Origin of the sequence: Alkalibacterium thalassium (assembly GCF_900101165.1) — a bacterium.
Lineage (GTDB): Bacteria > Bacillota > Bacilli > Lactobacillales > Carnobacteriaceae_A > Alkalibacterium > Alkalibacterium indicireducens.
This window is the reverse complement of record NZ_FNFK01000006.1, coordinates 32,482-56,652: the sequence shown is the minus strand read 5'-3', so window position 1 is coordinate 56,652 and position 24,171 is coordinate 32,482. Positions and strand designations below refer to the sequence as shown.

Here is a 24,171-nt window from a genome sequence, read left to right as displayed (position 1 = left end):
TGTATAATTGAAATAAGCAATAAAGGAATATAATTGCTTGATGATAATATTGGTTGTATAATTACACTTATATTATACTAGTTTTGGAAGGGTGAAGTATTATGCTTAGATACAATGTTAGAGGAGAAAACATTGAGGTGACTCAGGCAATTAGAGAGTATGTGGAGAAAAAGGTAGGGAAAATCGAGAAATATTTCAAGGATGTTCCTGAAGCTAATGCACACGTCAATCTGAAGACATACTCTGACAAAACAGCAAAAGTCGAAGTTACTATACCACTTCCGTATGTTGTCCTTCGTGCAGAGGAAACTTCCCCAGATTTATATGGAAGCATAGATTTAGTCGTTGATAAACTGGAAAGACAAATGAGAAAATATAAAACTAAAATCAATAGAAAAAACCGCCGTTCCCAGGGCGTAGATGCGCCGCAGCCGGTCGATTCGGACTTATGGGCTAATCTGGATAATGAAGGCGACGAAGAAGAATTGAGCGCATCGATCGTCAGAACAAAACGTCTGAGTCTGAAACCGATGGATGCAGAAGAAGCGGTGCTTCAAATGGACATGCTGGGACATAACTTCTTCATTTTTGAAGATGCAGATACTAATGGAACAAGCATCGTATATAAACGTAAAGACGGAAAATATGGACTGATCGAAACAGATTGATTCATCGTTTCCAAAGGCGGGCAGCATGTCCGCCTTTTTTATGAACAAAAACAGAACACTGCTGTGGATATACACTCTCAAGCCTTTTTTTTGCAGGATAATAGTGGTATGATAATAAAGTATGAGAAAATCCGGAAGTGTACGAAGAATCAACGAATAGAGGAGATTTGTATTCATGGCTCATTTATTAAAGCAGATTTTTGAGAACGATAAAAAAACGTTACGTCGATATGGGAAAATCGCCGATAAAATTGAAGCATTGTCAGCCGATATGGAAGCACTGTCTGACGATGAACTGAAAGCTAAAACAGAAGAGTTTAAAAAGAGGTATTCTGCTGGAGAATCCCTGGATGATCTGCTGGTAGAAGCCTTTGCATCTATTAGAGAAGGAGCGAGAAGAGTTCTGGGGCTTTATCCATTCAGAGTTCAGCTAATGGGGGGGATTGCTCTTCACGAAGGAAATATCGCCGAGATGAAAACCGGTGAAGGTAAAACACTGACAGCGACTATGCCTGTATACCTCAATGCAATTTCAGGGGAAGGAGTTCACGTTGTTACAGTCAATGACTACCTGGCTACACGTGATGCTGATGAAATGGGTGAGCTTTACCGCTGGATGGGACTGACTGTCGGGCTGAATCTGAACTCGAAATCATCTGAAGAAAAACGAGAAGCCTATAAATGCGATATCACCTATTCTACAAACAATGAACTGGGATTCGACTATTTAAGAGACAACATGGTTGTGTATAAAGAACAGATGGTTCAGCGTCCTTTGAACTTTGCGATCCTGGATGAGGTCGACTCGATCCTCGTTGATGAAGCGAGAACGCCTCTGATCATATCCGGTCAGGCCAACCGTTCGACTTCTTTCTATACGCGCTGTGACTTCTTCGTAAAAGGCTTGAAAGAAGAGGAAGACTACACAATCGATCTTCAGTCCAAATCGATTTCCCTTACTGAAGAAGGGATTGAAAAGGCTGAGAAGACTTTCCGTGTCTCCAACTTGTACGACATCGAAAACCAGGCCTTAGTGCATCACCTGGATCAGTCATTGAGAGCAAACTTTATCATGCACAAGGACGTCGATTATGTTGTTGACGAAGGTGCAGTAAAAATCGTTGACCAGTTTACGGGTCGTATCATGGAAGGGCGTCGTTACTCTGACGGACTTCACCAGGCGATCGAAGCGAAAGAAAATGTTGAGATCCAGAAAGAATCCAAAACTATGGCCACGATCACGTTCCAGAACTACTTCCGTATGTACAAGAAGCTGTCAGGGATGACGGGTACTGCCAAGACAGAGGAAGAAGAATTCAGAGAAATCTACAATATGAATGTTGTAGCTATTCCGACGAACCGACCGCTTATCCGTGACGACCGTGACGATCTTCTATATCCGACTCTTGAGAGTAAATTCAATGCAGTGGTTCAAGACATCAAAGAACGTCATGCCAAAGGTCAGCCAGTACTTGTCGGTACGGTTGCAGTTGAAACATCAGAACTGATCAGCAACCTGCTTAAAAAAGCCGGTGTGCCTCATGAAGTACTGAATGCTAAAAATCACTTCAGAGAAGCTGAAATTGTCGTAAATGCTGGACAGCCTGGTGCGGTAACGATCGCAACAAATATGGCTGGTCGTGGTACTGATATCAAACTGGGACCTGGAGTCAAAGAACTCGGGGGACTGGCAGTTATCGGGACAGAACGTCACGAATCCAGACGTATCGATAATCAGTTGCGTGGACGTGCCGGCCGTCAGGGAGATCCAGGAGTATCACAATTCTACCTCTCTCTTGAAGATGATCTTATGAAACGATTCGGTTCAGAACGTATCCGCATGGTTCTCGAGCGGTTAAAAATTGCAGAAGACGATGCTGTGATCCAGAGTAAAATGATTAGCCGACAAGTGGAATCAGCTCAGAAGCGTGTGGAAGGGAACAACTATGATACCCGTCGTAATGTTTTGAAATACGATGATGTCATGAGAGAACAACGTGAAGTCATTTATTCTCAGCGTCAGGAAGTGATTCTGGAACAGGAATCACTTAGTTATGTCACGATTCCGATGATCAGAAGAACGATTGAGCGTTATGTTCAGCTGAATACTCAGCAGGAAGACAGAACGAAATGGAATCTGGCACACATTGAAGAATTTGCGCATACTGTACTTGTTCATCCAGAAGACCTGACACAGGATGACCTTAAAGGGAAGTCGGCTTCTCAGATCACTGACCTTCTAGTCGATTTGGCCCGTGCCAATTACGATGAGAAAACATCTCAGCTTAACGGTAAGGAACAAGTTCTTGAATTTGAGAAAGTGGTTATCCTTAGAGTCGTTGACCGTAAATGGACGGATCATATCGACCAGATGGACCAGTTGCGTCAGGGAATCGGACTGCGTTCATATGGACAGTTCAATCCACTGACCGAATATCAGCAGGAAGGCTTTACTCTGTTTGAGGAAATGATTGGAGAGATCGAGTACGAAGTGACTCGTCTGCTGATGAAATCTCAAATCAGACAGAACCTGCAAAGAGAACAGGCTACACCTAATGGCGGGAAGAAACAGAATGTCCGTCTCAAAAATAAAAAACCAACCTATTCTCACGATGAAGAAACACAGACGAGAATGGGATAAGAAGAATAGTGGGAGAAAGGAACGGATAACACGATCTGTTCCTTTTCCTTACCATTAAATGGAGGATGACTATGGAAATTAGTGAAATGTCTCAAAAATTAACTTCAGCCAAACAGAAGGTTGAAGACTTCAGGGGGTCTCTTTGACTTAGAGACGCTGGAAACAGATATAGCAGAGTATGATCATATGATGGCGGACCCCGATTTCTGGAACAGCCAGGAGTCTGCCCAGAAAGTCATCAAAGAAGCAAATGAAGTGAAAAGTGTATACCAGTCATTCACATCACTCGAAGCAAAAACTGAAGAAGTAGAACTTCTGATAGACATGCTCAGGGATGAAGATGATCCGGATCTAAGAGAAGAAATAGAAATGACATTATCAGAGCTTGATAAAGCAGTCGAGCAGTTTGAGCTGGATATGCTGCTTAGCGGGCCTTATGACAAGAACAATGCGATTATCGAGCTTCATCCTGGTGCCGGAGGAACGGAATCTCAGGACTGGGGTGAAATGCTTTACCGCATGTATACACGCTGGATCGATAAGAAAGGCTTCAGTTATGAGGTTCTTGAATACCAGAGTGGTGATGAAGCTGGCATCAAGAGTGTGACCCTGCTGGTTAAAGGAATGAATGCATATGGCATGCTGAAAGCTGAAAAAGGGGTCCACCGTCTAGTGCGGATCTCTCCATTTGATTCAAGTGGTCGCCGTCACACGTCATTTGTCTCAATTGATGTGACACCTGAAATCAATGAAGATATTGATATTGAGATCAACCCGGATGATATAAGAGTCGATACATTCAGAGCGAGTGGAGCTGGAGGACAGCACATCAACAAAACAGAGTCAGCTGTCAGAATCACTCATAAAGAAACAGGACTTGTCGCATCCAGTCAGGCTGGGCGATCACAGCTGGCTAACAGAGAAACAGCTATGAACATGCTGAAAGCTAAACTGTATCAGAAAGAAATGGAAGAGAAACAGAAAGAAATGGATGAAATAAGAGGAGAACAAAAAGAAATAGGGTGGGGTTCGCAGATCAGATCCTATGTGTTCCATCCTTACTCGATGGTGAAGGATCACAGGACAAATTACGAGACGGGTAATACTGATGCCGTTATGGACGGGGATCTGGATCCGTTTATCGAGTCTTATCTTCGAGCCTCAATGAACCGCTCTTAAATTACCTGTTTATTATAATCAGGGATAAATATGCATATAAAAGAATGGTCCGGATGAAAATCGGATCATTCTTTTATTGTTATTGTTCAGAATTTATTACTAAGTAAAAGTATAGGGTTGGACAGCTGGCATTACCGGCAGCATTTGAAAAGATAAATAGAACTCCTCGCCTGATTTATATATTCATTAATATAAGTATTATTAGGTAGCAAGTGAACAGTTATCAATATGTCCTGAATTGTCAAAAATCGGACATAATTATATGTCAAACGTGTATTGATGGATGTAACAAACGATTTGGTTTGTTAATCCCAAAAAAAAAGAATATCCGGTGTGTTTATAATATAATTTCCCATTTATGATTAAAATAAAGTTAAAAGTGGGGAGGTATGTTGAATTAGGTTATATAAAACATGTTATTTACACTATAATAATACGATTTCCTTACAATGAAATATTTTTGTAATTGTTTTAAAACAGACATCTGTTTTCCCGATGATATACTAATGAAGGCTAGAATAAGCCACACACATAGCAGACCAGAAGTTAAGAAGTTAAAATTTCAATAGATAGGTGATTATTTAATGATAGAAATGACTAATGTCTACAAAAAGTACCCTAATGGCATCACTGCTATAAATGGTCTCGATGTAAGAATCGACCAAGGTGAATTTGTATATGTTGTAGGTCCAAGTGGAGCGGGTAAATCTACTTTTATAAAAATGATTTACAGAGAAGAAGTTCCAACTAAAGGAAATGTAAAAGTAGGAGAATTTGACTTATTGAAATTGAAAGCTAAGAAAGTACCTTTCCTCAGAAGACATGTCGGCGTGGTCTATCAGGACTTTAAACTCCTGCCAAGACTGACCGTATATGAGAACGTCGCTTATGCGATGCAAGTTGTTGGTAAAAATCCGAAACAGATTCAGAAACGTGTACTGGAAGTCCTCGATCTTGTTGGACTGAAACACAAAGTTCGCATGTTTCCAAATGAACTGTCCGGTGGAGAACAGCAGCGTGTAGCGATTGCTCGAGCAATTACTAATATGCCGCGAGTGCTAATCGCAGACGAACCGACGGGTAACTTAGACCCTGAAACAGCATGGGGGATTATGGATTTGCTTGAAGAAATCAACAATCAGGGAACAACGGTCATCATGGCAACGCACAACAGTGACATAGTGAACCGAGTAAGGCATAGAGTACTGGCAGTTGAAAACGGCCGTATTGCCCGTGACCAGGAAGAAGGGGTATACGGATATGAGAGCTAGAACATTCTGGAGACATATTAAAGAATCATTTAAAAGTATTAAACGTAACGGTTGGATGACTTTCGCGGCGGTCAGTGCAGTTGCAGTTACCCTGCTTCTTGTAGGGAGTTTCATCGCAATCCTGATGAACGTCAATAAACTTGCAACAGATGTTGAAGAAGATGTTAGTGTCAGAGTTTATATCGATCTGGCAGCTGAAGAAGAAGATCAGGAAGCTCTGCAGCAGAACCTTGAAGAGCTGGATGAAGTGGAACATGTTGTATTCTCAAGCAGACATGACGAACTGAGTAAGGTTATCGGAAGATACGGTGACGAATTTGGTCTGTTTGAGGGTGATGACAACCCGCTTTACGATGTGTTCATCGTCAATACCGAAGCACCTGAAGTTACATCGGACGTAGCTGACCAGGTTGAAGACATGAACTATGTAGCGGATGCAAACTATGGCGGTGCGACGGCTGACCGATTGTTCGAAGTCATGGCTACTGTGAGGAATGTCGGAGCAGTTATAATTGTTGCACTGATTTTCACAGCTGTCTTCCTAATTGCGAACACGATAAGGATTACGATTTTCTCAAGAAGAACCGAAATCGAGATCATGAAACTAGTTGGTGCGACAAACTGGTTCATCCGCTGGCCGTTCCTAATTGAAGGAGCGCTTATCGGATTTATCGGAGCACTGATACCAGTCTCAATCATCTCTTATATTTATCTTAGTGGATTTGATACCATCATGACTTATCTGTCAGGAACCTATTTTGCCTTACTGGCACCAAATCCGTTCCTGGTTCAGCTAGTTGCACTTCTTCTGACGATCGGTGTCGTCATTGGTAGTGTCGGATCATCACTATCCATCAGAAAATTCCTGAAAGTTTAAGATCATTTAAGGAGAGGGGCTTCCCTCTCGTACATATAAAAACAGAATAGCAGAGAAGAGGCAGACAGACGTGGATAATAGAAGTAAATTGAAGAATGCGATTGTGGCAGGAATAATAGGAATGACTGTTTTGAGTGGAATACCGTTTAAAGGAGAGGCTACTCCTCTTACAGAAGGGGACTACTCTGAACGAATGGACGCTCTTGATTCGAAGGAAGAAGAAGCAGAACAGAAACTGAAAGAAATTGCTGAAAAAATCGAAGCGACTGAAAAGGAAGCTGAAGAATTTGTTCAGCAGCTTCAGGAAACAACCGACGAACTGGAGGCAATTCAGAAAGAAATAAGTACCGTTTCTAAACAGATTGAACAGAGAGAAGAACAGCTTCAGTCTCAAATTCGTGCGATGCAAGTCAATGGACAATCCGGAAATGTTCTCAGATTTATTTTAGATTCCGAGTCGCTTGGCGATGCGTTCGGGCGTATCGATGTAGTGAACACCCTGTTTTCTGCGAACCAGAATCTTATGGAAAAACAGATAGAGGACAAAGAGCTGATTGCAGCAAATGAACGTCTGACTATCAAAAAACAGGAAGAACAGACTCTTTTGGCTGCCAACCTGGAAAATTCTAAAGTTCAGCTAGAAGAAAATCAAGCCGAGCAGGAAATGATGATGGCGGCCATTGCAGCAGAACGCTCCCAAGTAAGAGAAGAAAGAGAAGCATTCTTAGCACAGCAGCGTGAAAGTCAGCGTCGTCTGGAAGAAATTCAGACATCAAGAACAGCTGCTGAATCAGCGGCTCCAGTCAATGTGTCACAGGCGACTGAGGAAGATCAGGTCAGTACTAGTTCTTCTAGCAAGCCAGCTGAAGAAAAAGCAGAGCCTGCAGCATCAGGTGGGGTGGTCAGCAACGCACATAGTCTGACAGGATCCCGTTATTCATATGGCGGTACGACACCTGCAGGATTCGACTGTTCAGGTTATACTCAGTTTGTTTTCCGTCGTGCTGGAAGAAGCATTCCAAGAAGTGCAGCAGCACAGTTCGGAGCCAGCAGACGTGTTTCATTGTCAGAAGCGCAGCCTGGGGATCTGATTTTCTTTAACCAGTCAGGTTCAGTCGACCACGTAGGTATTTACCTTGGTGGGGGCCGCTTTATTGGTGCACAGTCTTCCACTGGTGTAGCAGTAGCTTCATTTACATCAGGTTACTGGTCTAACTATGTAGCAGGTTTTGGACGTCCATAAATTATTTAAACCTTTCATTCATCGATTATTATCGATAAGTGAAAGGTTTTTTTATTTATCCTCAAGTTTTTGTCAGAACAGGCCCCTATTTTCCAAGTGGGTATGATAAAATGATGAAGAGAAAGAAAAGAAGGGATGACCAGCATGACCGTATTGCAAAATATTGTACTCGCACTAGTTCTATTCATCTTACAGCCGACCTTTCTTGTCGGAATTGCACTCGTTTTTATAGCGAAGAGCAGACGTTTCAAGTACGCACGTCATCAATTGAGAGCAAGCATATACAAGGACCATTATGAACTGAAGCGATTCTTCTTATGGGGACTGATACCAGGGGCCATCCTGTCTGCTGTTTCTTTCATTGCGGGACTTCCAGTCAGTCTTGACTGGATCATTGCCTATCAGATCGTTACGCTACTCATGCTTGGTTTCGGCTACCGTTTTCTTCATCCGGTATTTACGTTCAGTCTCTCAGCATTATTGATTCTTGTTCTGGGTTTTTTCGTGCCAGAGAATATGAGTGTCACAGTAATTGTCAGTCAGTTCAATAGCCCGCTCATACAAGGAGACAGTTTGTCTTTTCAGGGGCTGCAACCCATATTGGCACTGGTTATCCTAGTTTTGCTGAGCACGATTCTTACTCTTCATATAGCTAAAATCAATCAGTTTACTCCACGCTTTCTGAAAACGAAGCGAGGAAAACTCGTTGCCCGATACCGTATGACACCATTATGGCTGATTCCTCTAGTGGTTGTCGTTCCCGGGACTACCTTCACCCAACTGTTTGACTGGTGGCCTGTTTTTTCAATCGGCGATCAGCCCTATTCATTTCTGATCCTGCCTGTTCTGATAGGCTTCAGGTATACAGTACAGGCTCAGATGCCGACACAGGCTAAGAACTTGCTGGTAAAAGACTTTGTCAGTTTATCCGTCATAGGCGTCATCCTGTTTGCACTAACTTTCTGGCAGGTTGAACTAGCAGCTGTAGGATTGGCTGTCCTTCTCCTTGGTGGAGTGATTGTGCTTTATAGACACAGACTTCGGGAAAGGAAATGGAACTTCCGGTTTGGACCTGCTGAAGAAGGCCTGCGTGTAGTAGCCGTAAGACCCGGCAGTCCTGCCGAAAAAATGGACATTGAAATTGGGGATACGATACTGGAGTCTAACCAGAAAAAACTCGAAAGTGCGGAAGATTTTACCGAATCCCTCTTTCTGAGCCGCTCCTACTGCAAGCTTAAGATAAAACGTATTGATGGTGAGCTGGTCATGACAGAAACCGCACTGTATGAAAACGATCCTCATGATCTCGGTGTTGTTCTCCTGGAAGAAATTAGTTTGGTTAAATAAATGATGTCCACAGGTTGGATTCAATGGTGACAATTTGAGATAAAATTTAAACAGCATGGTTCTGATCTTTTCTGCAGTTATTCAGGAAGTCAGGGCCGTGCTGTTTTTGTCTGGACATTAAGTGCAAATAGAACCGGAGAATATTTTATTACAGACGAGTTTATTAAAGACTTGATAAATTCCGAATATATGGTAAAGTGAACATATGAATATCTGTTCATGTATGCAAAATACGTATTATGTAAAAGGAGAATGTCTATGTCCCTTTCCGGTGAAACAATCAACGAAGTGACTGATCTGTTTAAAGCATTAAGTGATCCTGGACGTCTGAAAATAATTTATGCACTTTCTGATTCTGAAATGAGCGTGACTGAACTGGCTGAAAGCCTTGAGGTTAAACAGTCAGCGCTCTCACACCAGCTCAAGATACTGAAAAATGTCCGGCTTGTAGGTGTTAGAAGAGAAGGCAGAAAAAGGGTGTATTCTCTAGCTGATGACCATGTCTATAACTTACTCACACAAGTCATATCCCATGCAAATGAAAAGAGGTAATCATATGATAACGTATAAGATCAAAGGACTGCACTGCGGGAACTGCAGTACCGAACTGGAGACAAGAATCAATGCGAGTCAGCACGATGCAGCAGTCAGCATTGATTATGATCACAGAGAGCTCACTGTGGATGAAAGTAAAGCGGACCTAACGGCAATTTTTAAAATACTGGAGTTTAATAAACTGACATTAATTGACAGTTATGAGGAGACTGATTCAACTGATCATCAGCATGGACATCATGGCCACGATCATCATGGACTGACAGGCATGCAGAGTCAGTCAGCAACAACTAAAATCACGGTTGTTTTCTATTTGAACCTCATGTTCTCGATTATCGAATTTATTTTTGGCTTTCTTTTTAATAGTATGGCCATCGTCAGTGATGCCGTTCATGACTTAGGTGATGCTTTATCCGTTGGGGCAGCAGGCTATTTTGAAAGACTGTCAGGTAAAGAAGCTAATGACCAGTACAGTTTCGGCCATCAGCGTTTTTCTCTTCTTGGGGCTCTGCTTACATCTGTTGTTCTGATTGGTGGGTCTGCACTTGTTATTTTTCATTCTGTTCCACGTATCTTTTCGCCGGAACCAGTCAATTATCAGGGGATGTTATGGCTGGCGATAGCTGCAATTGGAGCGAACGGCTTTGCTGCGTGGCTCATGAGTAAAGGACACTCACATAACGAATCCCTTATTAATCTGCACATGATCGAAGACTTACTGGGATGGCTTGGTGTATTGGCAGTCAGCGTCACTTTGCATTTTACCGACTGGTATTACCTTGATCCTCTATTATCGGTAGCGGTTGCTCTCTTCATTATAATCAAGACCTGGCCGTTATTCAAAGAGACGATTCAAGTCTTTCTTGAAGCCACACCCAAAAATATTTCTAGGTCGACAATTGAAGAGCTGCTCATACGGTCTGAAGAAGTAACAAATATCAGTCACCTTCATATCTGGTCAATCGATGGACGGGAACATGCACTGACAGTCACATTAAGTACAGGCTGCTCTGATCAGAAGCGACTCGAAGAGGTCAAGACAACCATCAGACAGGAACTGGTCAAGAAGAATATTACTCACAGCACAATCGAGTTTGTTTATGACCCAGCTGACATTCTGAAAAAAAGATTTGAAAACGGGTAAGATAGTTGTTAGTATAAAGTAACTTTAGGCACAAACAGGGGGAGATACATTATGGGAATGCATGAATATTTTAAAAGTTTAAGTGATCTGGAAAAAATATATCGCTGCCCGGGAAAGTTTAAGTTCGAGGAACATTCTGTTGCCTCACATTCATTCAAAGTCACAAAAATTGCTCAGTTTCTGGGGACAGTAGAAGAATATCACGGCAATGAGATCAACTGGAAAGCCTTGTATGAAAAAGCACTTAATCATGACTACGCGGAGATTTTCATTGGGGACATTAAAACGCCTGTCAAATATGCCGATCCGGACTTGAGAGAGCGGCTGGCGAATGTAGAAGAGTCAATGACGCATCATTTCATTGAGCAGGAAATTCCTAAAGAGTTTCAGGCGATATACTATGAACGTTTGAAAGAAGGGAAAGATGATACCCTTGAAGGGAAAATTCTGTCAGTTGCAGATAAGGTCGATCTTTTATATGAGTCCTTCGGGGAAATTCAGAAAGGCAATCCAGAGCATCTCTTTACTGAAATCTATCAGGAGTCACTTAATACCATTCTGGAATTTAAAGAAATGGTATCTGTAAAATATATTCTGTCTGAAATTCTTCCTGATCTGCTCAGCGGTGAATTTACAAATCAGTCGGAACTTGAGAAAATTTCAGAAAAAATACTCAAACATCACAACATAGAACAAACATTCGCTTTAGGAGAGTGAGTGTGATATACTATCAGAGTCATTTGGAGGAAAGGGTACGCTCTTTCCTTTTTATGTACCGTCAGAACAAGTCAAATAGTCGAATATTCAGAATGAAAAATGTACAATAAAGATACCATAAGCGTGATAAATTAGATCAATGGCAAAGGAAGGCAATAGAATGGCAAACGATAAAATAGAAGTGAGAGGCGCAAGGTCGCATAATCTTAAGAATGTGGATGTGACAATACCAAGAGACAAACTGGTTGTAATGACGGGGTTGTCAGGATCGGGAAAAAGTTCACTGGCATTTGACACTTTGTATGCAGAGGGACAGCGGCGCTATGTTGAGTCGCTGTCCGCCTATGCTAGACAATTCTTAGGTCAGATGGACAAACCGGACGTCGACAGCATAGAAGGGCTCAGTCCTGCAATTTCCATTGACCAGAAAACCACGAGTAACAATCCCCGTTCGACAGTAGGGACGGTTACTGAAATCAATGACTACCTGCGCCTGATGTATGCCCGTATAGGCAAGCCGATTTGTCCGAACGACGGCACTGAAATATCAAGTCAGTCCATCGAACAGATGGTTGATCGTATACTGGAGTATCCAGAACGCACACGTCTGCAGATCCTGTCTCCGATCGTCAAAGAGAAAAAGGGACAGCATAAAAAAGTGCTTGAGAAAATCAAAAGTGAAGGTTATGTCCGACTGAGAGTGGATAACGAAGTCATGGATATCGGTGACGAGATTGAACTGGATAAGAATAAAACACATTCGATCGAAGTCATCATTGACCGTATCGTAGTAAAAGAAGGCATCCGTTCCCGCCTGTTTGATTCTGTTGAAGCTGCACTGTCACTGGCAGACGGCTATGTCATAGCTGATATCATCGATCAAGAAGAGATTCTGTTCAGTGAACACTATGCCTGTCCAGTCTGCGGCTTTACTCTTCCGCCGTTAGAACCTAGACTGTTTTCATTCAATGCGCCATTCGGTGCGTGTTCTGAATGTGATGGCCTTGGAACAAAACTTGAAGTAGATGTCGATCTTGTGATTCCGGACCGAAGCCTGTCTCTGGATGATGGAGCGATACTGCCCTGGCAGCCGATCAGTTCCAATTATTATCCTCAGATGCTGTCCCAGGCATGTGATGCTTTTGATGTTGATACAACTGTGCCTTTTGAGGCTCTGCCTAAGAAGAAACAGACTATCGTATTGAATGGATCAGGTACCAAGAAATTCCATTTCCACTATAAAAATGATTTTGGAAGTGTAAGAGACACAATGATTCCTTTTGAAGGAGTCCTGAACAACATCTCGAGACGATACCATGAAACCAACAGTGACTTTACCCGCAATCAGATGCAGCAGTATATGACAGAACTGGAATGTCATGTCTGTCATGGGAAACGTCTTAACAGAGAGGCCTTGTCAGTCAAGGTTCGAGGAGAAGATATCGGAGATGTCAGTAGCTATTCAGTTGAAAAAGCACACACCTTTTTTGATGAGCTCTCTCTTTCTGACACAGATACGACAATCGCTGCCCCAATTAAGAAAGAAATCAAGGACCGGTTGTCCTTCCTTCGTAATGTCGGTCTGGATTATCTGACTTTGAATAGAAAAGCAGGAACTTTGTCAGGTGGAGAGGCTCAGCGTATTCGTCTTGCGACACAAATTGGATCGAATCTGTCCGGCGTTCTCTATATTCTTGATGAGCCGTCTATAGGGCTGCATCAGAGGGACAATAACCGGCTGATCGATTCCCTAAAAAAAATGAGAGATCTTGGTAACACCCTGGTTGTCGTAGAACATGACGAAGATACCATGCGGGCAGCTGACTATCTGATTGACATTGGTCCCGGTGCCGGAGAAAACGGGGGAGAAGTGGTTGCTATGGGTACGCCTGAAGAAATCGAACAGCATCCTGATTCTATCACCGGGGCATATCTATCCGGCAAGAAAGCCATTCCTGTCCCTGCTGAACGACGACACGAAGATCACGGGACGATTGAAATCAAAGGAGCGGCCGAAAACAACTTGAAAGATGTGGATGTCACTTTTCCTTTAGGACGATTCACAGCCGTCACAGGTGTATCCGGCTCAGGTAAAAGTTCATTGGTCAATGAGATACTGAAAAAGGCTCTGGCACGTGAAGTAGGGCGTTCCAAAGCTCGTCCTGGTAAATATAAGTCGATAAAAGGATATGAACAGCTTGAAAAAGTCATCGATATTGATCAGAGTCCGATCGGAAGAACGCCTAGAAGTAACCCGGCAACCTATACGAGTGTATTCGATGACATCAGAGATTTGTTTGCCAAAACGAATGAAGCCAAGATGCGTGGATACAAAAAAGGACGCTTCAGCTTCAACGTCAAGGGCGGACGCTGTGAGGCGTGCAGAGGAGATGGCATATTAAAAATCGAGATGCATTTCCTGCCTGATGTATATGTCCCGTGCGAAATCTGTCACGGCACACGCTACAACTCAGAAACACTTGAAATAAAATATAAAGGAAAGAATATCTCAGAAGTGCTCGGCATGACGATCGAAGAAGCTGTCGACTTTTTCTCTAATATTCCCAAAATCGAGCGGAAACTCCAGACGATTATTGATGTCGGCTTAGGCTATATGACTCTTGGGCAGCCCGCAACGACATTATCAGGAGGAGAAGCTCAGAGAATGAAGCTGGCCAGTGAGCTGCACAAACGTCAGAATGGCCACAACTTCTATATTCTAGATGAGCCGACGACAGGCCTGCATGCCGATGATATTGCCCGTCTGCTGGAAGTTCTCGACCGACTGGTTGAAGCAGGAAATACCGTTCTTGTTATCGAACACAACCTTGATGTCATCAAGGTAGCGGATCATATTATAGATCTGGGACCTGAAGGTGGAGCCGGTGGGGGAACGATTATTGCAACAGGTACACCTGAGGAAATCGCAGAGTGTGAGAACAGCTATACGGGCCACTTCCTGAAATCTATCCTGGATAAAGTCCCGCATTAAAAAAGTCTATAAGAACTCGTCTTTTTATCAGAGACGGGTTTTTATGTTTTTTATTATAGGTCAAAAATCAGTCGTAAGACCTATGACAAATCAGCTTTCTTCAGTCATAATATAAGTTAGATAGGAAGCTAATAAAGACATGGATAAAAACAAATGAGGATAAACCAAATAGGAGGGTGTACCATGAACGAAAGAGAACGTATTCTTGAGTTGATGAAAAATGGAGTTATTTCAACTGAAGAAGGATTGGATCTTCTGGAATCACTTGCCAAGAAATATGACAGAAAAGAAGCAGAAGCAGCGTTTAATACTGAAGAAAAGGCTGACGAGGCAGATGTGCACATTGAAGAAGCTCTAGACGATGACAGCAGGGAGAAGCAGAAAGAAGCAGAAGCCTCACTTGAACAGCTGGTTTCTGAAATCAATCAGTATTCTGTGGAACTGGATACGATTAATGAAAACCTGGCGAACAGAAAGAAATCTCTTGAGTTGAAGAAAGAAGAACTCGAAGGACTTAAAGCGTCAGGAAGAAAAACCGTCCAAGACGAAAAAGACAAAATTATTGAAAAAATCAGAGCCATCCAGAAAGAACTTGAACTGATCAAACAGCTAGATGATGTAGATACTACTGAAGAAATCGTTACTCTCAGAGAAGAGATTAATGAGCTCGATGAACAGCTGACAGAAATTGACGAATTGGAGATTGAAGAATCACAGGAAGCATCGTCAGAACTTCTTGAAGAGATTCAGGAACTTGAAGAAGAAGTCAATGATCTGGCTGCTCAGAAAGCTGAACTCATGAAGAAACTCCACCGCACTAAGATGAAGCAGTGGACGCTGAAAGCTAAACAGGCAACTTCAAAGTTCGAGCTTCCTGAAGACTGGGAGAAAAAAGCCACAGAGGAATTGTCTAAAGCTGGAGAAAAACTGGATGCTGCAAGTAAAGAGTGGTCCAAGATCATCAAAACTAAAGTGGATCAGGCCTCTAAAAATGATGTGTCAGAAACCATTCGTACAAACATTGAGCAGGCCATGAGTCATTTCGGCTGGAAGGATATCAACTTGAAAATTCCTTCTTTAAGTACAAAGGAATTTACTAAAGAATGGCAGTACGACTCAACCACAGCGACTATTCTTGACTTCAAGCTGGCTAATGGAAAACTGATTCTGAAACCTGGTCAGGGAGAAACGATGTCATTTAAGGCAAAAGGTAAATTATATGGTAAAATGGATGAAGACACACCTGAAAAATCATTCGATGCCAGAAGCACAGTAACGATCGACGAAGACAAACTGTTGTGTCATATGCCTAACAAACGTGTCTATGTTGAACTGGAAGTGACCCTGCCGCAGAGAACTTACGATTATGTTTCAATCACCATGCTGAATGGTAAACTGTCGCTCAAAGATATAGAAGCAAAAGATGTCTTTGCAAAATCTACTAATGGATCACTGACCTTCGAAGGACTGTCAGCAACCATGCTTGAGGCAAAAGGTTCGAATGGACAGATAACTGTCAAGCAGGCGGACTTGAGAGATGTCCTTGCAGGTTCAGTGAATGGATCGATCGTCTTTGACGGGAAAACGGAAAGTGCAGACTTTACTACGACGAACGGAGAAATTAAAGTTACACTATCCGATCAGAAAATTGTCAGAGTGAACGCGACTACTGTCAATGGAAATGTTAAAATGGCTCTTCCTAAAGGACGCGCTATTGAGGGAAAAGCTAAAACAACATTCGGAAAAGTGAAAAGCCGCTTGTCCGATACAGAACCGATGGAAAAAATCGAGCATACGATGCATGTAAAGCGTGTTACCGGTGATGCGCCAATGAGCTTTTATGCCGGTACTACAACAGGAAATATTTTAATTAAAGATACAGATAAATAATTGAACGGAAAGAGGAGTGTAAAATGAACAAATTATCAAAATCAAAAGATAATGTTGTCATCTTTGGTGTGCTGGGTGGTTTGGGTGAGTACTTCAATATCGATCCTGTTCTTCTAAGAGTGATCGTCGTTGTTGCTACTTTCATCGGAGTAGGGTCTACAGTGCCTATCTATCTCCTTTTAGCGCTCGTCATGCCGGAAAGTGATGATCAGACAAGTAAATTAGCTTCCAATAAGAAAAAACCTTCTCCTTTCGGTGGTGTCTCATATAAACCTAAACGTAAAGAAGCCGAAAAACTGGAAGAGGACGACTGGAGTGACTTTTAATCTATGAAATGGTGGCAGCGCATTTTAGCTAATACTCTCATATTTCTGGCACTGGCTGGATTCCTTCAAGGGTTTCAGATCGATTCATGGGTGACAGCTCTTATAGCGGCAGTTGTATTCGGCGTTCTTAATGTTACAGTGAAGCCTATACTGGTTATATTGTCATTGCCTATCACAGTAATGACACTGGGCTTATTCTATTTTATCATCAACGGACTGATGTTGTGGTTTACCGCCGCACTAGTGAGCGGATTCGCCTTCAGCTCCTTTTCATTGACTCTGTTTGTGGCTCTTGTAGTGTCAGGACTCAATGCGTATTTCAATAATGCATGAAAAAAAGCTGATCGGCATAGATGCTGATCAGCTTTTTTCATGGAAAATATCCATATTACGAGCTAGACATAAACTTATCAGTTTTTACTTTTGTACAGATACATCGTCAACGGACCGAAGACAGCTAATAGAATTCCTGAAGATATCAGAGTCCAAACAATTTCTGTCCCGACAGTATACCCATGCATCAAGCCCCTTACAGAATCCACCAGCATGGAAATTGGGTTGATGCTTACAAATACTTCCAGTACTCTAGGCATGGTTTCAGGATCTACAAAGGCACTGCTTAGGAAAGTCAGAGGGAATATGATCATCATAGAGGTAGCCATTAAGGCATTTTCAGATTCCATGATAAGAGCCAGTACGGTCCATATCCACGACAGGCTGAAGGAAAAGATCAGGAGAAGGCCGACAGCAGAGACAAGCCCTATAAGTGTACCTTGAGGACGAAATCCCAGAATCATTGCAAAACCTATCATGATGAGACAGGCAATGGTGTACCTCAGCACATCAAAAGTCATTGATCCTACTAGGGATGAGGGGGACCAGATGGGTAAAGTACGCTGACGGTCAAAAAAACCTTTCTGCAGATCCTTATTTAAGTCCAGACCGGTATACATTGTAATCTGAATAACCGTCTGTACTAGAATTCCTGGAAGAATAAACTGTAAATAGTCCTGAACTGAACCTGCTATTGCTCCACCAAAAAGATAGGTGAACATTATCAGAAAAAGAATAGGCATGGCAGTGATGTCCATAAGGGCCATGGGTGTATGTTTAGTCTTGAGTAACGATCGCATAGCAAAAGTGCCGACAGACGACAGTGCGTGTGGCGGGGTTGGACGATGTGATGAGATGATCGTCTGCTGAAGATTATCTTTTGATTTATTCTGATTGAATTCCATTTTAAGTTCCTCCTTCTTATTCCTCGTCATCAGTTAAAGCTAAGAAAACTTCATCTAAACTCGGCTGGCTTAGGGAAAAAGTCACCAGTTCAATGCCTTCAGATTCCAGATTGTTCAGTGCTTTTAATGCTTCTGATGAGCTGCTGACGTTAACTATAATTTCAGATTCTCTGGATGATCTGCGGATTAAAGCATCAAACCTCGTTTCCAGCACTTTTTCTGCTTGTTCGATATCTGTTTTATTTTTAAGAGTAATATGAAGCATGCCTGATCCTACTGAAGCTTTCAGTTCGGAGGGTGTCCCTTCAGCAATGACCGCTCCTTTATTAATGACAGCTATACGGTCAGCCAACTGATCGGCTTCATCAAGATACTGAGTTGTCAGCAGAACAGTTGTGCCGGCTTTAGTCAGTGCCCGAACGACTTCCCAGACCTGGTTTCTGCTTCGAGGATCCAGGCCAGTTGTCGGCTCATCCAGAAACAGGAGGTCCGGAGTGATAACGATACTGGCAGCAATATCGAGTCTTCGACGCATTCCACCAGAATAGTTTTTGACTTGTTTTCCGGCAGCCTCCGACAATCCGAACGCTTCAAGTAACTCATATGCTCTCTGCTTTGCTTCTTTTCTTGTGAAACCCATTAGTCTTGATATCATGACGAGGTTTTCAGTTCCAGTTAAATCTTCATCAATAGACGCGTGCTGCCCTGTCAAAGCTATACGGGGACGAATTTTTCTGGCTTCTTTAGATACGTCATGACCGAAAATACGAGCTTCTCCTTCATCAATTTTCAGCAGGGTACTAAGCATACGAACAGTGGTTGTCTTTCCTGCACCATTTGGTCCTAAAAATCCGTAGACTGTTCCTTTTTCTATTGACAAGTCAATATTATCAACTGCTGTAAATCCTCCAAACTGTTTTACCAGACCTTTTGTTTCGACTGCCAGATCAATTGTCTGATCCATCAGTACCACTCTCCTTTTTTTACATATAAACAGATACACATATCCTTTTATCACAGGACATGTTATTATTGTTCTGCCTTCTATACCAGTGTACTACATTGATGCAAGGTCACAACTTTTTGATAAAAAATGCTGAATAAATTACTATAAAAAATATTAAGTTAACTATTTACTTAAAGCTACTACTTTATAACGGGATATACTGCAGCAGGTTGTGGTCAGATAGCCTGGAAATAGTCAGAAGCGCATCCAATTCAGGAGGATACAAGATGAGAGGAATAGATATTGCCAGAGCATGCGATATTTCTACAAGCACTTTAAAACACTATGAAGAATGGGGATTAGTACCTGAAATTCCAAGGACCGACAGTGGTTATCGTAATTATACGGATAGTCATCTGGCCTACTTCAAGTGTATTGTTAAGATGAACATCGGTTACGGAATGGGGTTAGTCAAAGAGATCATGCCTCTGATCCAGCAGAAAAAATTTCTTCAGGCATTGTGGAAAGTCAATGCTGCACAGGCAAGTCTGCATAGAGAAAGAATTCAGGCAGAACAAGTGATTCACATGCTGGATACTGATGACATTGGCTGGATCGACCAGATCAGGAAAAGGAACGAAGTGTATACTATTGGTGAAGTGGCCGAAATAGCAGGCGTGAGAACATCAGCCTTACGTCACTGGGAAAAGGAGCGACTGATCGATCCAAAACGCGACCCGGAAAGTGGCTACCGTCTCTATACCCAGGCGGAGGTTAAACGTGTACTGATTATACGCACCGTCTCTCGGGCGGCATGGTCATTAGACATCGTCCGGGAGGTGCTGGCAGGTACGGATGTGGAGAATCTGCAGCGGACAAGGGAGATGGCAATCGAATCACTAACTTATATCGATCAGTCACTTATTGCCGGTATGAAAGGGATAAGTAATCTAACTCAGCTGATAGACAGCCTGGCGGTTCCTGGGGATGAATGGGCCACGGAAAATTTGGGAAGTTACGGATACTTCAGGTAAGAAAGGACTAGTGCAAGGTACACTGTGGAAAATAGACTGTTGGAATATAGCCGGTCGGGAATAATCAGATGAAGAAATTTCTCAAGCAGTCGAATGGAAAGGTTTCATCTATAAAGCATTACCTAAATATGATATGATTAAGTCATGTTTGATAAATTGAAAAGGAGCTAAACTATGACTACTCCAGTAGTAAAAATTCACGAGTTAGTAGATGCGATGGACGATATCAAAGTTGTCGTCGGCGAAGAGCATCTAGATAGAGAAATCACAGTCAGTGATCTTTCTCGTCCGGCCCTTGAGCTGACAGGCTATTTCAGCTTTTATCCACAGAATAGAATACAGCTGCTAGGAAAAACTGAATTGTCGTTTACAGAGCGTATGACAAGTGATGAGCGTTATATTATCATGAAGAGAATGTGCCAGGCAGATACACCAGCATTCCTAGTGTCGAGAAATCAAGAACCGCCTCAGGAACTGATCAAGGCAGCTGAAGAAAAGGGTATCCCAGTTCTGTTATCTAAACGGTCAACAACCAGACTGTCTTCAAATGTGACGAATTTCCTGGAAGAAAGACTGGCCGAGCGCATTTCTCAGCATGGCGTGCTAGTTGACATTTACGGGATGGGGGTCCTGATAATCGGAGACTCCGGAATAGGAAAGTCTGAGACGGCACTTGAGCTGATCCAGCGTGGGCATCGCCTCGTTGCAGATGACAGGGTCGAGCTATACATGATGGATGAACGTCGGATCATAGGTGAACCACCTGAAATCTTAAGACATCTGATTGAAATCAGAGGAATCGGTGTTATCGACGTAGTCAACCTGTTTGGTGTAGGGTCAATCCGTTCCAAGAAGACGGTGGATCTCGTCATCAACCTGGAACATTGGGACAAGAACCGCCAGTACGATCGTCTGGGACACAATCTTGACAATATGCGTTTCTTTAACGTCGACATTCCAAAACTGTCTATTCCAGTAAAAGTTGGACGTAACCTGTCAATCATTATTGAAATAGCTACGATGAATATCCGTGCTAAAGAAATGGGTTATGATGCAACCCAAACCTTTGAAACAAACTTGAATAATCTGATCCAGCAGAACACTCTGGATAATCAGCAGAATAATTAGGAGGAAATTGTATGAACAGTATTATAAGTAGCATAGATCCTATCGCATTTCGTCTCGGACCATTAGAAGTGGCCTGGTACGGCATTATCATTGTGACGGGGATGTTTGCGGCAGTCTGGCTGAGCATGAAAGAAGCGGGTAGAAGAGGTATCGAAGAAGATTTTATTGTCGATATGGCCTTCTGGATCATTCCTGCCGGTATAATTGGAGCACGGTTGTATTATGTGCTATTCGAACTTCAGACCTACCTCGCCGATCCAATCAGGATCTTTTACTTCTGGGAAGGTGGGCTTGCTATATATGGCGGTCTGATTCTCGGTTTTATTACACTATACTGGTACGCGAACAAGCGGAACGTTCCTTTATGGCTGCTGGTCGATATTCTCGCCCCTCACGTTATGCTAGCACAGGCAATCGGCCGCTGGGGCAATTTCATCAACCAGGAGGCTCACGGAACAGAAGTCACACGACAGTTTCTGGAAAGGCTGCAGCTTCCTGATTTTATCATTAACCAGATGAACATCGACGGCAGTTACTATCACCCGACGTTCCTTTATGAGTCCGTCTGGAATCTGATTGGCTTTGCCATTCTTATGACTCTGCGAGCTAAAACGAAACTGTTCAGACGTGGAGAAGTGTTTCTCAGCTACCTCATATGGTACGGATTCGGTCGTTTCTTTATCGAAGGTATGCGTACAGACAGTTTATATATTGGTGGAGGACTGAGAGTATCACAAGTACTGTCACTTGTGCTGTTCGTTGTCGGTATTGGACTGATCATCTACAGAAGATTATATGTCTACCCGACACCGCCTTATTATGCGGTCGGTATTGAACCTGAAAAGATATTTGAAGAGAAGCGCCGGAAATATGAGAACAGTAAGAAGTAAGTCATGAGTGAGGAGAGAAATCAGTGAACAAGACGATTGCTGTACTAGGAGCAGGATCCTGGGGAAGTGCCCTGGCTACTGTCCTCTTTGAGAACGGACATGACGTCAGACTCTGGACAAGAGACTCTCATCAGGCAGAAGAAATTACCCGGAACCATACAAATAAACACTACCTTCCAGAATTCACCTTTCCTGAAGGAGTTACGGCTGGCATTGACCTGAAAGAAGTGATAGCAGATGCAGATATCATTCTGTTTGTCATTCCGACAAAGGGGATTCGACAGACTGCACAACAGGTCAACGCGCTTCTTGACCATCAAGTGACGGTGGTCCATGCTTCAAAAGGACTCGAGGCCGAAACACATAAACGTATATCGACTATACTTGAAGAAGAGATTGAGCCTGACAGGATGACCGGGATTGTAGCCCTGTCCGGTCCCAGCCATGCAGAGGAAGTCGTAGCGAAAGATCTGACGACTATTACGGCCGCATCTGAAAATATAGAAGCAGCCCGACTGACTCAGAATATATTTTTAAATGATTACTTCAGAGTTTACACAAATGAAGACATCATAGGGGTAGAAATTGGCGCTGCCTTAAAGAATATTATTGCATTGGGCGCCGGTGTAATCGCGGGTCTGGGTTATGGCGATAATGCCAAGGCTGGTTTAGTCACGCGAGGGCTTGCTGAAATAAGCAGATTAGGTCTGGAGCTTGGTGCGGATCCACTAACATTTATGGGATTAAGCGGGGTGGGAGATCTCATCGTTACCTGTACGAGCCCGCATTCCAGAAACTGGCGGGCAGGCTATCAGATCGGTAAAGGTAAAAAGGTGGAAACAATTCTTGATGAAATGGGCATGGTTGTTGAAGGAATCTCCACCACCAAGGCAGCATATGAACTGGCTCAAGAGTTCAATATTGAAATGCCGATCACGGAGGCTATTTATAACGTCGTTTACAATGACTCTGATGTGAAATATGTTATACTTAATTTAATGCAGCGTGAAGGAAAGTCTGAATAAACTAATGTTGAAAGCGCGTATACTTAAGGTAAGAAGGAGTAGAGAACTATGCAGAAAGTAAGAAAAGCCATTATTCCAGCAGCAGGATACGGCACACGGTTTTTACCTGCTACAAAGGCTATGCCTAAAGAAATGATTCCGATCGTGGACAAACCGACGATTCAGTTTATCGTAGAGGAAGCCATCGCATCTGGTATTGAAGATATTCTGATTATTACGGGAAAACTGAAGCGTCCGATCGAAGATCACTTTGATTCAAATCCAGAGCTGGAAGAGAACCTTCGGGCAAAAGGAAAAGACGAACTGCTTGAACTAGTCGAAGAGACAACAGGTCTGAACCTGTATTTCGCCAGACAGGCGTATCCTCTGGGGCTGGGTCATGCGGTCCTTCAGGCGAAAGCTTTTGTAGGGAACGAACCTTTTGTCATCATGCTGGGAGACGACGTCATGGCTGACGAAGTGCCTTTGACTAAGCAGCTGATCGAGGGCTATGAGAAGACTCATGCCTCAAACATTGCTGTAATGAAAGTTCCGCATGAAGAAACGTCCAGTTACGGCATCATCGATCCTGAAGCTGAGGCAGGGGAAGGCTTATACAACGTACGCAAGTTTGTTGAAAAACCTGATCCGGATGAAGCCCCTAGTGATTTGGCGATTATCGGCCGTTATCTGATGACTCCGGAGATTTTTGACATTCTTGAAAATCTTGAGCCTGGAAAAGGTGGAGAAATCCAGCTTACGGATGCGATTGACATATTAAACAAAACACAGCGCGTGTTTGCCAAGGAATTCAAAGGTGAGCGTTACGATGTCGGAGACAAGTTCGGCTTCCTGAAAACAACAATTCAATACGGTTTGAAACACCCTCAAGTGAAAGACAACTTGAGGCAATATATTGTGGATCTTGCTAAAGACCTGGAAAATGGAAACGTTGAAAATAAGATGGATGCAGAAGCTCATGAACTTGAGCATGCAAAAGAGTAGAGCAGACAGAAGACGATAGTAGAAGTCAGGCTCCTTTTATAGTGAACAGAAGAGCTGTAGCTGTTTATTATAAGGG

21 protein-coding genes are annotated in these 24,171 nt (G+C 42.8%); 19 read left to right on the top strand and 2 right to left on the bottom strand.

Annotated elements, in window-relative coordinates; all coding sequences use genetic code 11:
* Nucleotides 1-101: 101 nt before the first annotated feature.
* The 14 genes from hpf to BLR76_RS02770 all read left to right on the top strand — a co-directional run bounded on the left by hpf (nt 102) and on the right by BLR76_RS02770 (nt 17,183).
* Complete coding sequence (hpf, locus tag BLR76_RS02835; protein ID WP_091265192.1) at nt 102-668, top strand: ribosome hibernation-promoting factor, HPF/YfiA family; 567 nt, start codon at nt 102-104, stop codon at nt 666-668.
* Nucleotides 669-843: 175 nt separating this feature from the next.
* Nucleotides 844-3,309 (top strand): preprotein translocase subunit SecA, encoded by a 2,466-nt coding sequence (secA, locus tag BLR76_RS02830; protein ID WP_091265190.1) that lies wholly within the window; start codon nt 844-846, stop codon nt 3,307-3,309.
* A gap of 71 nt (nt 3,310-3,380) precedes the next feature.
* Nucleotides 3,381-4,488 (top strand): peptide chain release factor 2 gene (gene prfB, locus BLR76_RS02825; protein WP_176759590.1). Its coding sequence is split into 2 segments (ribosomal slippage): nt 3,381-3,452 and nt 3,454-4,488, totalling 1,107 coding nucleotides; the frame shifts between segments, so codons are not numbered across the junction.
* A gap of 584 nt (nt 4,489-5,072) precedes the next feature.
* Nucleotides 5,073-5,759: a cell division ATP-binding protein FtsE gene (ftsE, locus tag BLR76_RS02820; protein WP_091265187.1), complete on the top strand. Its 687-nt coding sequence runs from the start codon at nt 5,073-5,075 to the stop codon at nt 5,757-5,759.
* Nucleotides 5,749-6,636, top strand: coding sequence for a permease-like cell division protein FtsX (ftsX, locus tag BLR76_RS02815; RefSeq protein ID WP_091265184.1), 888 nt, complete (start codon nt 5,749-5,751; stop codon nt 6,634-6,636). The genes ftsE and ftsX overlap by 11 nt, the downstream gene beginning before the upstream one ends.
* A 70-nt stretch (nt 6,637-6,706) precedes the next feature.
* Nucleotides 6,707-7,879, top strand: coding sequence for a C40 family peptidase (locus tag BLR76_RS02810; protein WP_091265182.1), 1,173 nt, complete (start codon nt 6,707-6,709; stop codon nt 7,877-7,879).
* Nucleotides 7,880-8,023: 144 nt separating this feature from the next.
* A complete protein-coding gene (locus BLR76_RS02805) occupies nt 8,024-9,226 on the top strand; it encodes a PDZ domain-containing protein (RefSeq protein WP_091265180.1) in 1,203 nt (400 codons plus the stop codon).
* 258 nt (nt 9,227-9,484) lie between these two features.
* Complete coding sequence (locus BLR76_RS02800; RefSeq protein WP_245683008.1) at nt 9,485-9,778, top strand: ArsR/SmtB family transcription factor; 294 nt, start codon at nt 9,485-9,487, stop codon at nt 9,776-9,778.
* A 4-nt stretch (nt 9,779-9,782) separates the two neighbouring features.
* On the top strand, nt 9,783-10,925 hold the full coding sequence (locus BLR76_RS02795; RefSeq protein ID WP_176759589.1) for a cation diffusion facilitator family transporter: 1,143 nt from the start codon (nt 9,783-9,785) through the stop codon (nt 10,923-10,925).
* Between the two features lie 51 nt (nt 10,926-10,976).
* Nucleotides 10,977-11,642 (top strand): YfbR-like 5'-deoxynucleotidase, encoded by a 666-nt coding sequence (locus BLR76_RS02790; protein ID WP_091265172.1) that lies wholly within the window; start codon nt 10,977-10,979, stop codon nt 11,640-11,642.
* 160 nt (nt 11,643-11,802) lie between these two features.
* On the top strand, nt 11,803-14,634 hold the full coding sequence (gene uvrA / locus BLR76_RS02785) for an excinuclease ABC subunit UvrA (RefSeq protein ID WP_091265170.1): 2,832 nt from the start codon (nt 11,803-11,805) through the stop codon (nt 14,632-14,634).
* A gap of 183 nt (nt 14,635-14,817) precedes the next feature.
* Nucleotides 14,818-16,524: a daptomycin-sensing surface protein LiaX gene (gene liaX / locus BLR76_RS02780; protein ID WP_176759588.1), complete on the top strand. Its 1,707-nt coding sequence runs from the start codon at nt 14,818-14,820 to the stop codon at nt 16,522-16,524.
* A gap of 23 nt (nt 16,525-16,547) precedes the next feature.
* Entirely contained in the window at nt 16,548-16,850 is a 303-nt protein-coding gene (locus BLR76_RS02775) for a PspC domain-containing protein (protein WP_091265164.1), read from the top strand.
* A gap of 3 nt (nt 16,851-16,853) precedes the next feature.
* Nucleotides 16,854-17,183 carry a phage holin family protein gene (locus BLR76_RS02770; RefSeq protein ID WP_091265162.1) on the top strand — a complete coding sequence of 110 codons (330 nt, stop codon included), beginning with the start codon at nt 16,854-16,856 and terminating at the stop codon, nt 17,181-17,183.
* 77 nt (nt 17,184-17,260) lie between these two features.
* Here the strand turns inward: BLR76_RS02770 and BLR76_RS02765 are convergent, their stop codons facing one another.
* Both BLR76_RS02765 and BLR76_RS02760 read right to left on the bottom strand, forming a co-directional pair.
* Nucleotides 17,261-18,088 carry an ABC transporter permease gene (locus BLR76_RS02765; RefSeq protein ID WP_091265161.1) on the bottom strand — a complete coding sequence of 276 codons (828 nt, stop codon included), beginning with the start codon at nt 18,086-18,088 and terminating at the stop codon, nt 17,261-17,263.
* A gap of 16 nt (nt 18,089-18,104) precedes the next feature.
* Nucleotides 18,105-19,052, bottom strand: coding sequence for an ATP-binding cassette domain-containing protein (locus BLR76_RS02760; protein ID WP_245683007.1), 948 nt, complete (start codon nt 19,050-19,052; stop codon nt 18,105-18,107).
* 269 nt (nt 19,053-19,321) lie between these two features.
* On the opposite strand from BLR76_RS02760, the gene BLR76_RS02755 reads away from it, so the two are divergent.
* From BLR76_RS02755 to galU, 5 genes are all read left to right on the top strand, one after another.
* Nucleotides 19,322-20,068 carry a MerR family transcriptional regulator gene (locus BLR76_RS02755; RefSeq protein WP_091265154.1) on the top strand — a complete coding sequence of 249 codons (747 nt, stop codon included), beginning with the start codon at nt 19,322-19,324 and terminating at the stop codon, nt 20,066-20,068.
* 174 nt (nt 20,069-20,242) lie between these two features.
* A complete protein-coding gene (hprK, locus tag BLR76_RS02750) occupies nt 20,243-21,196 on the top strand; it encodes an HPr(Ser) kinase/phosphatase (protein WP_091265152.1) in 954 nt (317 codons plus the stop codon).
* 11 nt (nt 21,197-21,207) lie between these two features.
* On the top strand, nt 21,208-22,086 hold the full coding sequence (gene lgt / locus BLR76_RS02745; RefSeq protein WP_091265150.1) for a prolipoprotein diacylglyceryl transferase: 879 nt from the start codon (nt 21,208-21,210) through the stop codon (nt 22,084-22,086).
* Between the two features lie 23 nt (nt 22,087-22,109).
* On the top strand, nt 22,110-23,111 hold the full coding sequence (locus BLR76_RS02740) for an NAD(P)H-dependent glycerol-3-phosphate dehydrogenase (RefSeq protein ID WP_091265148.1): 1,002 nt from the start codon (nt 22,110-22,112) through the stop codon (nt 23,109-23,111).
* Nucleotides 23,112-23,159: 48 nt separating this feature from the next.
* Nucleotides 23,160-24,095 carry a UTP--glucose-1-phosphate uridylyltransferase GalU gene (gene galU / locus BLR76_RS02735; RefSeq protein WP_091265145.1) on the top strand — a complete coding sequence of 312 codons (936 nt, stop codon included), beginning with the start codon at nt 23,160-23,162 and terminating at the stop codon, nt 24,093-24,095.
* The last annotated feature ends 76 nt before the right edge of the window (nt 24,096-24,171 follow it).